The following is a 13,083-nucleotide window of genomic DNA, read 5'->3' as shown; positions in this document are numbered from 1 at the left end:
CGGAAACCGCACCTGTTTGATTCGATAATATTTGGCATAATCCCGATCCCCATATCCCGGATACGAGTTGACATCCAGATGTTGTCCGCTCGTGGGGATACGGACTGTGAACGGCCGCTCCAAAATAAGGGCAGACCGATCCATATTCGGTATCGTTTTCTGATTATGAGGTTGATCGTCTGAAACAAGGGAGTAGTTCACGACTGGCGTATGAACGGTGACTGTGTTAATCCCTGGAATTTCAAAGGTTTCTTCTTCATTACCCTCATTAACATTTCCACTCATTAATTCATAACGGATTTTGCCTGTGCTAGGCGTGTCCTTCTTATTTAACAAGGTTTTGGATATTTCATTGTCAGGACTATACAGAACATCTTTACCAATCATTTGGGGTTCTGCGATCTGACCTGGCGTTGGACCCGTCTCTTCTACTTTTAGGTTATCCATAACAACAGCACCATTAAACTTCAAATAGTCATTCTTAACTTGGACCTTTGGCACAGCATCTTCCGCAATTGATGAGAGATCATCTGTTGGTGTTGGAGGTTCGCTGGTCCCTCCCGGCACTGGCTGTGAAGGCGCTGTTAACACAGGTGGTGTATTGGGTGCATAAAAGGTACCGTTCGTAGTCGCTGCATAGATGGGACTACGATAATCAGCAGGATATAGTTCAATCTGTGGTAGCGCATAGTTTTTTAGAATCGCATCGGTTATCTCATAAACGAGTAAAGTGTCAATTTTCCAATAATCGAAATCCCGTTTCACAGTGTAGGTGTATGGTACTTTGACATCTCTAGATCTTGGAGTTGATACCGTTGTCTTACCGCCTTTACCATCCGAGATTTCCTTTACCTCTGTCCACGTTTTGTTATACGTTTTTTCAACCACTACGGTATATGTACAAGTACCTTGCATGTTCACAAACTTATTTTGGAATAGGTAACTTAGACCAAATACATTGCCATATAAACTCTCAGAGGTAGGGATACCTCGCAGTACGTCAAATGGCTCATTTCCACGTTGATCGGCCTTAATAACTGCGCTTGCATTAGGGTCCATTCTCTCCCCTGTCATTTCTCCGACAGGTGACTCTGCACATGCCGCATCAGGAGTCTCCGGAATTTCGGGTGGTGGCGTATCGCCAACTGTAATCGTTACATTTTCATAAATGTAATATGGGCCTTTTTCGGAATTCTTCCATTTTGCAGTTATGATTGCAGTTCCGACGTTTTTAGCTACAATTTGCCCTGTTAATTTTTCTACGTAAACTACTTCTTTTTGGTTAGAACTCCATTCAATTTGATCGGCACGCTTGGAGACATTCACCCAGTTACCGAATTCTTCTTGGTTGTATGCCTTAGTTCGTATCTCTGCAACCAATGATTTTACATCGTCAACTTGCAGCTGCATGTCTTCTCGTACTCGTATCTCTTTTGTTTCGTTTACGTAACCAGAATAGTCAATTTTTAAAGGCGTTTCATAATCTGCTTGGAACTTCTTATCTCCGTCTTGACGTATGCCATATTGTCGTTTTTCAGTAACTTTGTTTGGATATCCAGTTTTCGTTTCAATGATGGCGAACAATTTTCCTTTCTCGAAATCAGGTTTAGCACCAACTGGCGTGTAGGTTGCAACATCCACATAACTGATGTCATCAATTCCAACTGATTTAACGAATGCTTTCTGAAATCTATTTCCCGCCTCATCTTGCAAAGAAGCTGGAACATAGTTGGTAGTATTTATTTTATCCTTCACGGCTTTTTCCATCGGCAAGGCATTATCGCCACTACTAAATGTTTGGGTTTCAACTCTATCACCCTCATTACGTGTGGCTTGCCATATGTCATAATCTCCCTGAGTCCAGACCGTTTTCGGACGTGGCGATGCTGTTCCTGTAACTTTAACTTTAATCGTCTGTTTTCCTTTTGCTAGTCCCGATGGCGTAACTTCGATGTCTTTATCTGGATAGCCATTACTGAAATTAGCATCAGCCAGCATCGGGAATATACCAAGCATTATTACTAAGGCTAGTAGATATGAAATAATAGCCGGAATCTTTCTCATACGTTTTTCACTCATTTCTTTTTAATGACTGCAAACGATCCATCATCCATATTGAATTGATTATTCGGATTATCAAGACTGATGTAGTTGACCACCCACAACTTAATACCATTTTTATATTTCGCGAAAAATTTTGCACTCTCTAAATTCGGTAGAGTTTGATAACCAAATTTAGCGTCTAAACCATTATCAATACGCGAACCACCAGTCATGTCGATTACACCATTTGAATAATGTGAGATGCTAAACTCTTTAGCTTTTGGATAGATGGTTAGCTCCGAAAACACAGGGAACACGTTTCTGTTTTTGTAAAAAGATTTATCTAAGTCATTTACGAATAAAGGTGCATAGATACTTTTTTTCTTGTTCCAATCGCTAATATTCACCCCAATTAAACGATTAAACACAAGGCTGCCAGATCCGTTCCTGAACGTTTTTCTCTTACCTGAGATATCCGCAATGGATGTGTTTCCCGTTGTTAAACTAGAAACTAACTCAATGTTGGATTTTTCCGTACCTACCATACGTAATTCATTCAAATCATCAAAGCTTGTTGTTTCTTTTTTAAGGACATTTTCGAGTCTTAATAAAATGGCAGAAGATTCAGCGCGAGTAGTCGTCTTGTCCATTCCAAACGATCCGTCCGGAAATCCGTTCATCAGGTTGGTACCCATTGCAAGAGCTAGGTAAGGGATTTTGTCTTGCGCGATCCCTGGTTTAAAGGACTCTTTGACTGGAAGCAACGTTCCTTTGGTTTCAGCAAATGCTGTCTTATACTCATCACTGGATGCAACCAATCCGGAACTCAACCATTTGGCCATTTCTTCGCGAGTAATCGGAGTACTCGGCTTAAAACCATTCGGATAGTCTTTAGTGTTGATGAAGCCCAAACTGATTGCCCGATCTACCTCTGCTTTGCTCCAGTGTCCATTCAGATCCTTGAAGGAATCAGTCTGGGCATCTTCCGGAAGTGGCATATCTTTGGCTACTCGTGAAATTAGGGATGCAAATTCTGCTCTTGTTACCGAAGCATTGGGCTTGAACAATCCATTACCGTATCCTTTGAAGTATCCCTTGGACACCGCAGATTCAATAGCAGACTTTGCCCAGTGATTAGCTTGTACATCTTTGAAGGTTGTTGTTGCGGCAGAAGCCTGGGAAGAAATCAATGTCGATACGAATACTACAGCGCTCATTATGGGTAACATTATTTTTTTCAACTGTTCCACTCTCCGATTAGTTAGATTTAGTTTGGTTAGGTCTTTCTAGTTTCTGCATTTTCTTTGGGATGCCTTTGTTTTTTTTACATGGTTTACTACTATGTAAATGTTCACTGTGCTCCGGAATCTGCTTGTATAAAATCTTCTGCCTTTTGATTAATGTAGTCCACCAGTTCCGACGTATGCTCCAGGTGCCATTCATCCAGCTGCTTAATACTCATTTGAAGATCCCACACGATGGGTACAAGTCGCTGACTATGGCTGCTCTCGGTATACTCGAAAAAGTTCCGTTGAATCCGTTCAAAGGTACGACTCATATCCTGAGCTTGTCGTCTCCATTTGTCCGCAGTCTCTTTCAACTCCTCAGGAGTTAGCTCTATGGTCCCTGCGGAGTATCCGCCAGCCACGTTGGCCACCGATTTGAATCCTTTGGTCAATGTGTCCCATGCTTCGCGCGCGTGATCAAGTATATTATGCTCCGAAGGCTTTCGCGGAGAGAAATTTACTCGTTCTCCAGTAACTTCATCATAAAGAGGATTATCAATATATCCATCTTGATCGAAGCTATAGTGCTTCATATCGTGGTATTTAGGACCATCCTCAAAAAACGTATCCACTACCTTGGCCCAAACGTTAATGCCATAGTTTTCATTTCCATCTGCATAATTAGAATCAATAAGAAACGTGGCCCCCACATGCCGCTCATAACCTCCAAAAAAACCACTTGCAATGCCATCCCCAGGATGTATAAAGTTAGTCACTTGTCCATCAAATCCTCCCTCCTCTGCTTTCCTTCTCATCTCAGGAGTAAGCGATGCTACGACTGTGGGAGCGCTAAAAGTAACGGCATTTAATCCAGTGTAAACCGCTGCATACTGTGCATTAGCACCTCCCAAAGAATGACCCGTTAGTGAAAACTGTAGGTCTTTATGTTGGTCTGTCATGCTCTTGACATAGCTCTCTGCCTCATAGAGTTGATTAAAGCTACCCACATTTTTATCTACCGTCTTTTTGACATCGCCAACCCAATCATTTAATTTTGTAATGCCTAACCCATCTTCAACCCCACGTGAGAAGTCTTTCCAGAACTTCGGTTTCCAATCTATTGCACGTTCTATGGTTGCACCGATTTCGGGGAAACCGATATGTAGAGCATCCGTTCTAAAATCTGGAACAGATCTTGCCGGAATTGCATCCCCTTCTGTTCCTCGAAATGCAATTACTGCTTGCTTCGTCTCTGGATTGTAGAATGTAACAGCATCCATACCGGATACATTATGTTTCTGATCTAGCACTTGCCAACCTGGTACATCAATCTCTTGACCTTCTTCTACTTTTAAGTAGGCTATCTGAGACATAGTTCTATAATTCAGATCCGTAATGTCTTGTCTTACTGTAGCTTCCATGTCTAACCCCCTCTCTACTGTGTTGCATTTTGATTTAAAATATATCCTTCTTCTTGCAATGCACTCTTTAGTTGTTGGCTATAAATAAATGATTCTTGCTTATTGGTCTCATAATTAATAGACACACTAAAAGTTTGCTCTGTGTGTTCTTTTACGTGGCCGTACACAGTCACCCAACTCATCGCCATTTTAGGCATTATCTCTTTATCCGTAATAGTGACCTCCAAGTTATAAGTATCCTTCAAATATTCAATTGCTATTGCTTCTGACCGATTTATAATTTCTTGATCCTTTATCTTATTCTCATTCACACCTGCACACCCCCCTAATATTAATAGCAGCATAGCAACCAAGATGATCATCAATATTCGGTACATAATCTTTCCTCACTTTCAATTCACTTCTGCTTTCGTGGGTGAAACAGGAATTCATTGAATTTGAATTTCATATAGTCATATCCATCGATATACTTACGGTTTTGAAATTTATCTGTTCTGCTAAGGCTACAAGGGCCATTTCATTTAGTCTAATAGGTTCAAAAAATCAATTATAAATGGAAATAGTAAGAATATTTTACCACTAAACTCTCAAAAGAGGTAGGTATAAGGTATGATTGCTAGACTAGAGTCTTCGAATTTACCACCAGATTTATTAACTACAACAATAGATCTAGACTTATTAGGACCATCATTAACTTTCAATTCAGTGTGAAACTCTAGTTATAGTCTTGTAAATCATACGAACTTAAATTAACCCCGATGAATCCTGCACTTCGCAGCACCCACCGGGGTTATACTATGGTATCCAATTACTGTCTACGAATTTAATTCTCCACCAACTTAAACTCATCTCGTAAAATCATGCTGACCAATCGTCAGCAACGTTGGCCTGCTCTTGCTCCACAGCGAAGTGGCAATCTTCGGATTGTAATAATACAGCGCTCCATTCGTCGGGTCAACGCCATTTAATGCTTTGCGTGCTGCCTTATAAGAGGTCGCCGTTGGCTTTGTATTAAACTGTCCATCGTCAACCGCCGTGAACTGCCCTTTCTGGAAAATGACCTTGGAGATCGACGACGGAAATGCATCCGAATGCACCCTGTTTAAGACAACTGCTCCTACAGCAACCTGTCCTTCAAAAGACTCCCCACGCGCTTCACCATGAATCAGCTTCGCCAACTGGCGCAGCGTCTCGCCCTCCGCTTTGGCCTTTTTATTCAGCCTGTTTAGCGTTGCGGGACCTGCAACTCCATCCGCACTGAGTCCTTGCGCCTGCTGGAACTCGCGGACAGCGCTTTTGGTAATCGAACCATAATAACCGGTCATTCCCGCGTCAAAATACCCCAGGTCACTTAATTGTTCCTGCAATTGCAGCACATGTTCACTGCGAACGCCCTGTTCCAGCTTCTGTGCTCCCGCAGAAGGCGCTGCTACGGTCAACCCGACAGCCATCGCACAAGTGCCGAGAAGCATACCCACTCGTCCTGCTCTTTTGCCCGCCTTTCTCCCTCTCCGATGGGTTACTTTTCGGCTAACGGTGATAGGCTCTATCAAGTCAGCACTCAACTGCACATCAGCCCCCTCATTTGTGCTACCGGCTCTAATCCGTACATCCTCACTGCCCGTGTACTCCAATTTTTTCGTAAACGTCATGTTATTCATGATATTAGTGGCCTCCATCTCTTTCGTAGGTTTACTTTTATCTACAACATACACATCATACATTCCGTTCATCTCACTCAGTTGTTTACTGTTATTATCACTGTAAGTTACATGTATGTTGTTATCCCCATGTACTCGCACCATGTCAATCACGTTGATGTGGCTTCCATTTATGCTGTTCGCACGAGTCGCTTCACCCATCGTATTGTTTTCATTGAATTCATGCATCTGATCCATTTCACGCTTGGTCTGCATCTTTTCGTTACCCTCCATTTTCTGAATCCAGATCCTACTTCTTTCCCCTGAATCCTCACGGCTCTACATCCCGAGTGTCATTATAGGATATAGAAAAAGTGCCGTCTATCGGACCGATGGAGCATGTAAAAATGAGTCTTGGACACAACAAAAAAAGGCATGAGCCCATGGTCGTATCAGGGTCACACCTCTTCTTGTATCAACCTTGTACCGCTTGTCCAGCCCCCGTTCCCGTAGGCAAGCAGACCCGTACAAAAGTTGCGCTTGAATATAATGACAATTACTCGGCGAGTTCTTGCCCCTTCGTTTCCCGGCCCCAGAACAGTACAGCCGCTGCACCAATGAGAATTGTCACGAAGAAAATGGTGAATATTAGGCTGATTGCCACTTCACGCTGAACCAGCATACCGACCATCAGTGGAGCAAGTACGCCACCGATCCGGCCAACGGATGTGGCAAGTCCAACACCTGTCGAACGAACGGATGTCGGGTACAATTCCGGGCTGTAGGCGTACAGACCACCCCAAGCTCCCAAATTGAAGAAGGACAGACAGATTCCTGCTGCCAGGATCGTCGCTTCCGTTGTTGCCAGTCCGAACGCAATCGCACTGCATGCAGTCAACGTAAGATAGACAACAAGTACGAACTTGCGACCATATCGTTCAATGAAGTACGCTGCGGTGAAGTAACCTGGTAACTGTGCGATCGTCATGATCAGCACGTATTGGAAGCTTTTAACCAACGTAAATCCTTTTGCCATCACAACCGATGGCAGCCATAGGAACATGCCATAATAAGAGAAAATGACGGTAAACCACAAAATCCAGAGCATCAACGTTGTACGGCGATGTGGTGCTGACCAGACGGTAGCCACTTTTTCGCGGAACGTGATTTTACGAAGCTTGGCATGATTCTTATATCGCGGCGGGTCCTGAATGGCACGACGCAGATATAATGCATAGAACGCCGGAAGTGCACCGATGGCAAAGGCAATTCTCCATCCGTACTCCGGGATGACAAAGTTGGCAATAAGCGCTGATACAATCCAGCCCCCTGCCCAGAAACTTTCCAATAATACAACGGCACGTCCACGTTCCGCTGTAGGCATCGACTCGGATACCAGTGTAGATGCCACAGGCAACTCTCCGCCAAGTCCAATACCCGCAACCAGACGTAGTGCACACAATACGGCGAATCCAGTCGCCAATGCAGATAGACCGCTTGCAATCGTGAAGATTAACAAGGTCCACATTAGAATGGCCTTCCGTCCAAAACGGTCCGCAAGTGCACCTGCAAGCAAAGCACCTAATGCCATACCGATGGAGTTAATACTCGTCAGCACACCGACTTGTCCGGGACTGAGACTCCATTCCTTAGCGAGTGCAGCCACGATAAAGGAGATCATTCCGACTTCCATCGCATCAAACAGCCAGCTCATGCCGGCACTGAACAGCAGCTTACGCTGCTTGGGATTCCGCAATACTTCCAGTTTGCTCATCACTTATAGCTCCCTTGATCTCTATGTAGTCACTCTGACACTAAATCATTATTATGCAGAATGCTCCAGAAATCAATGCAAAATAAGCTTTTCCTTCCGATTTCTACGATACCTCACCCCTTGAGTGAACCCGCTGTCAGACCTGCAACGAAGTAACGCTGGAGTAACAGGAACAGCACAATCATCGGAATAGCAGTGACAAGTACACCCGTGAGCATCATCGGATAGTTGGTTACGTACTCCCCACGGAATTGCATCAGTGCTAGTGGTAAAGTCAGCTTGGATTTACTGCTGAGCATCAGCATCGGAATAAGCAAGTCATTCCATACCATGACGAGCAGGAACGTCGCTGTTGCCGCCAGCGAAGGTGCGGCAAGTGGCAGTGCAATCCGGGTATAGAGCCTCCACTCGTTTGCTCCATCCATACTGCCCGCTTCCAGAATCTCCGAATTGAGCATGCGCATGAAACCTGTCAGCATAAATACAGAGACAGGCATGAGCATCGCGGCGGATACGACAATCAGGCCCGTCAGACTGTCCGACCAACCGAGTGTACGCGTGAGGGAATAGATTGGCAGCATGCTCACCTGGGAAGGAACAATTAGGCCTGCCACGAACAGCGCAAACACGATTTTGCCTACGCTGCCGCCCCAACGGACAATGGCATAAGCAATCATACTGCTGAGCAGCAGCTCAATCGCAACCGTACCCAGCGTTACGACCATACTGTTCCCGAAATATTGCCACATCGGCTGATTGCGGAACATGCCAGTAATGTTATCCCACGTAAATGGGTCCGGCCAGCTGAATGGACTGGTGAAGAAGTTGCTGCTTGTTTTGAACGAAGATACTAATACAAAATACAGCGGAACAAGAATCAGCAGCGCGTACACCAACAGGATCAGTCGATTGAACCATTTTAAAACCATATAAACTCCCTCCCTTCTTTTTTAAGTCTATTAGGTCAACTTCGGTGCCGTTCAGGTTCGCCGTTCGGATGGAACGGAAACGACAAATACTTCTATATCTCATCCAGTCACGGTTCACATACTCACGAACATGCGTTCAATCTTCAATAGCTTACCCGGTCGGCACGCAGTGCCTTGAACTGCAACAGCGTCAAGAGCGCGAGCAACACCAGGAAGATCATGGAACCGGCAGAAGCCAGACCAAATGAATAGCTGCCAAAGGCGGTATGATAGATATAAGTTGTCAAAATTTCAGTTGCGTAGTTCGGGCCTCCGTCCGTCATGGTGAAAATGAGGTCAAATGCCTTGAACGATTGAATGGTCGTATAGGCCACCACAATCGTTGCCGAAGGTGCCAAGAGTGGCCAGGTCACCTTACGGAAAACCTGCCATTTGCTGCCACCGTCCATGCGAGCCGCTTCATACAGTTCTGCCGGGATGCCTTGCAGACCCGCGATAAATACAATCATCATCTGTCCGGCATGTGCCCAGACTTGAACCGCAGCGATGGAATAGATGGCGATTTTGGGATCACCAATCCAGTTACGAGCAATGCTGCTCATCCCCGCTTCATTCAGTCCATAGTTGATCAATCCAATGGATGGATCATACATAAATGCCCAGATCAGTCCGACTGATACGGAGGACAGAATCGCAGGCAGGAAATACAATGCCCGAAGCACAATGCGTGTCTTGGTATTGCGCACCAGGAGCAGGGCCAGGACAAGTGAGATAAAGGTTTGTGCTATAACTACCGTTAACATGAACTCCACGTTATTACCAAAGGCTTTGCGGAATACGATGCTGCTGAGACTGTCCTTGTAATTATCCAGCCCTACAAATGCATACGACGGGGATACCCCGTCCCAATCCGTAAAGGAGTAGAACAGCCCCGTCAATGTAGGAAATACGAACAGTGCTACGTACAGCAGCAACCCTGGTAACAAAAACAGGGATAGCTGAATACGATTCTTCATCGTTTATTTCCCGATATGCTGATCAATGATCGCTTGTGCCTGCTGTGCTGCTTCTTCTGGAGAAGTGCCGCTCAGCACAGCCTGAATGGAGTTGGTTACGGCTTTTTGATTATCTCCGTTCAGGATGGTGAACCGTGGCTGGAACACGGTCTTTTTGCTTGCCCATTCTCCGGCTACCTGAAGCTCAGGCGTATCGTACTTCACATCATTCACCGTTACATTCTGTCCCGTCTGGTTGGCGTAGTCACTCGCTACATCGGGATTGCTCAAAAATTCAAGGAACTTCTTTGCTTCTTCCGGATGTTTCGATTTGCTATTCACCGCGAGCATGAATGTAGTGGTATGCACCCCTTCATATTTCGCCTGATCGGCACTTACTGTAATTGGTGCAAGCAGTTTTTGCTCCAGATTCGGGTTTTGCTGTTTGTTCTGAGCCAATTGATACGATCCGCTTGCCAACATTGCTGCTTTCTCTTGGATAAACAGTGCGCCCGCTGCAGGGTCTTTAGTACCCAGTGCATCCTGCTGGAAGTAACCTTTATCGTTCAGCTCTTTAATTTGAGTCAACGTTTTCACCCAGAACTCATCTGTCAGTTTGGCTTCGCCCGCTTCTACTTTGGTAAAAATGTCGTCACTTGGTGCATTGTTCATCACCATCGTGTTCATGAATTGGCCTGGACCAATGTCCGCTCCGGCAAAGGCAATCGGAATGATGCCATTGTCTTTCAGCTTCTGGCAGAGTGCCAGGAAGCCTTCCCAATCGGTTGGTGGCGTCAAGCCGTATTGTTCAAACAGTTTCACATTATAAATTGGATCGTTATATACGAGTTGATACGGGATCGCATATTGCTTGCCCTCGTGCTGCCCTGCTTCAATGAGCTTCGGATTGTAAGCTGACAGGAACGAGGATCCGCTCAGGTCCGTGAACAATCCCGCTTTGGTGAAGGCTTCGAATTGTGCACCCGGGAAGGATGCAAATACATCTCCTACCGAACCGTCACTGATTTTGGATTGAACAGTGGACTGATATTGATCGGAGGGCAATGTCTGCATCTCCACGTTGATGTTCGGGTTTTCTTTTTCAAATGCGTCAATGGTCTTGTTAAGTGCTTCGGAATCCTCTCCGCGCCAGTGCATGAAGCTGATCGTAACCTTGCCTGAACCTGAGGAGCCGTTATCTCCAGAGGACGCGTTATCCCCGCCGCCGCAAGCCGACAGCAGGATGGACATGACCAACATACTGACGAGCGGCAGGAGCAATTTTTTATTTTTTTTCATGAAAGACGACCTCCTGAGGATGATTAATATGTTAACTAAAGAATGTTTATACTGAACGCACTCCGATGACAGAATAACCTTCCGATCGCTGTTATCCCCTGATTTATTTGATTCCCTTTTATAAAAGGAAAAATCCGGGGATAAAGGCGAACGCTTCGCTTCTTCACATTATTTCTGTCCTCTCCGTTTTCGTATAAAAAGATTAGTTGAACCTATTTAGTTAGTAGTAACTTGTTGCTTCTGTCTTGTTTTCCATTTCTCGCGAATGATCGGCATCACGGTCTGTCCGAAGATTTCGGCTTCTTCCAGATGCGGGTAACCGGACAGAATGAACGTCGTAACGCCCAGATCTCCATATTCCATCAAACGTTCTGCGACTTGTTCGGCTGTACCTACAATGAGGATCGCACCGCCGGAACGCACAACGGACAAGCCTGTCCACAGGTTAGGACCTACGACAAACTGCTGCTTCTCGGACAGTTCCCGTAACTCGTTCTGTCTGCGTTGGTTGGTTGCATCCGTCTCGGCAAATGCGGCTTTGGCTTTCTCGATCGCTTCTGGTGGTACTTTGCTAATAATCTCCCACGCTGCAGCCCAGGCTTCTTCTTCGGTATCCCGAATGAGAACCTGAGCACGCATGCCGTAACGGAGCTGACGATCTTGTCCTGTTTCCTCTTTCACCTGCTGACGAATGACCTCAATCTCTTCAATCTGCTCCTGAATCCAGTCATGAGGCTCTCCCCACATCAGGAACGTATCCGCATGTTCCACTGCGACCTTCTTGGCAATCGGTGAACTTCCTCCCAGATAGAATGGTGGATACGGATTTTGTACCGTCTCCGGCATGCCTACCGGCCCTTTGAAATTATAATACTGCCCGTTGAATTCAGGATTGGGATCGCTGGATGCATCAGCTCCTGATTTTGAACCACTTCCCGCAAACTCCGTCAGATTCAGTCCCGTCGATTGCGTCCATGAACGCTTCATCACTTCCATATACTCACTCGCGCGAACATACCGTTCATCATGCGCATGTGCGAGTGGATCGCCAAGTTCCTCCAGATCCCGAACGGAACTGCCTGTCACTACATTGATCATGGCGCGACCACCAGAGAGCTGATCCAATGCCGCTCCCATGCGTGCAGCGAGTACGGGTGTAACCAATCCCGGGCGAATGGCAACAAGGGGACGCAATGTCTTCGTGTGACTCATTACTGCCGATCCAACCACCCATGCGTCCAGACAGGCTCCCCCTGTCGGAATCAGTACAAATTCGAATCCTGCCTTCTCCGCCGTCTGTGCCACATTGATCAGATAATCCAGACTCGGCTCCCGCTCCGGGGCAACCCCCACATACTTCCCATCTCCTGCTGTAGGCAAAAACCATCCAAACTTCATTTCTTCCTGTTCGCTCACAAAAGTCAATCCCTTCTATGATAAATTGCTCTAAAAATGTTGCACTCAAGCACTTCGGTTACAGAAAACCTTTCGAGCACTCTTGTCCCCAGATTTCTTTTCATTCCCCTTTCATGGGAAAATCCGGTGACAAAGGCGCCCGCTTCGCTTCTTCAGTTCTTTCTGTCCCCTCCGTTGTCGTGTCATTCTTTAAATTGATTTATTAGGCATAATCAAAATCAAATGCCGATTAATTAACTTGGTTTAATAGGTATGGACATCATATCAATTGATTTGTCTGTGAGCAATGTCATTTCGCGGTAATTTTATTTTGTCATTTTGTGGTCTTTTCACAGATTTA

General features: G+C 45.5%; 10 protein-coding genes. All 10 read right to left on the bottom strand.

The genetic code is table 11. The annotated features are described in order from the left end of the window. A partial coding sequence (locus FE296_RS04225; RefSeq protein WP_223868762.1) for a DUF5704 domain-containing protein occupies nt 1–2,079 on the bottom strand: 2,079 nt, incomplete at its 3' end. After that, nucleotides 2,076–3,260 (bottom strand): S-layer homology domain-containing protein, encoded by a 1,185-nt coding sequence (locus FE296_RS04220; RefSeq protein ID WP_190945023.1) that lies wholly within the window; start codon nt 3,258–3,260, stop codon nt 2,076–2,078. The genes FE296_RS04220 and FE296_RS04225, both read right to left, overlap by 4 nt. Before the next feature lie 134 nt (nt 3,261–3,394). Next, complete coding sequence (locus tag FE296_RS04215; RefSeq protein WP_150364301.1) at nt 3,395–4,690, bottom strand: Tle-like phospholipase domain-containing protein; 1,296 nt, start codon at nt 4,688–4,690, stop codon at nt 3,395–3,397. 14 nt (nt 4,691–4,704) lie between these two features. After that, nucleotides 4,705–5,067, bottom strand: coding sequence for a hypothetical protein (locus tag FE296_RS04210; RefSeq protein WP_150364300.1), 363 nt, complete (start codon nt 5,065–5,067; stop codon nt 4,705–4,707). 468 nt (nt 5,068–5,535) lie between these two features. Next, nucleotides 5,536–6,162: a cell wall hydrolase gene (locus tag FE296_RS34015; protein ID WP_150364308.1), complete on the bottom strand. Its 627-nt coding sequence runs from the start codon at nt 6,160–6,162 to the stop codon at nt 5,536–5,538. A 724-nt stretch (nt 6,163–6,886) separates the two neighbouring features. Then, nucleotides 6,887–8,104 carry an MFS transporter gene (locus tag FE296_RS04200; RefSeq protein ID WP_124116114.1) on the bottom strand — a complete coding sequence of 406 codons (1,218 nt, stop codon included), beginning with the start codon at nt 8,102–8,104 and terminating at the stop codon, nt 6,887–6,889. Between the two features lie 113 nt (nt 8,105–8,217). Continuing rightward, the gene (locus tag FE296_RS04195; RefSeq protein ID WP_150364299.1) at nt 8,218–9,033 is read right to left on the bottom strand and encodes a carbohydrate ABC transporter permease; all 816 of its coding nucleotides are present in this window, start codon (nt 9,031–9,033) and stop codon (nt 8,218–8,220) included. A 143-nt stretch (nt 9,034–9,176) separates the two neighbouring features. Continuing rightward, a complete protein-coding gene (locus FE296_RS04190) occupies nt 9,177–10,049 on the bottom strand; it encodes a carbohydrate ABC transporter permease (RefSeq protein WP_190945021.1) in 873 nt (290 codons plus the stop codon). Between the two features lie 3 nt (nt 10,050–10,052). Then, on the bottom strand, nt 10,053–11,327 hold the full coding sequence (locus tag FE296_RS04185; protein WP_150364298.1) for an ABC transporter substrate-binding protein: 1,275 nt from the start codon (nt 11,325–11,327) through the stop codon (nt 10,053–10,055). 216 nt (nt 11,328–11,543) lie between these two features. Further along, the gene (locus FE296_RS04180; RefSeq protein ID WP_150364306.1) at nt 11,544–12,725 is read right to left on the bottom strand and encodes an LLM class flavin-dependent oxidoreductase; all 1,182 of its coding nucleotides are present in this window, start codon (nt 12,723–12,725) and stop codon (nt 11,544–11,546) included. Between the last annotated feature and the right edge of the window lie 358 nt (nt 12,726–13,083).

It is taken from the genome of Paenibacillus sp. UASWS1643 (assembly GCF_008693195.1).
Classification (GTDB): domain Bacteria; phylum Bacillota; class Bacilli; order Paenibacillales; family Paenibacillaceae; genus Paenibacillus; species Paenibacillus amylolyticus_B.
The sequence above is the reverse complement of the archived record's forward strand: the minus strand, read 5'-3'. Positions and strand labels throughout refer to the sequence as shown.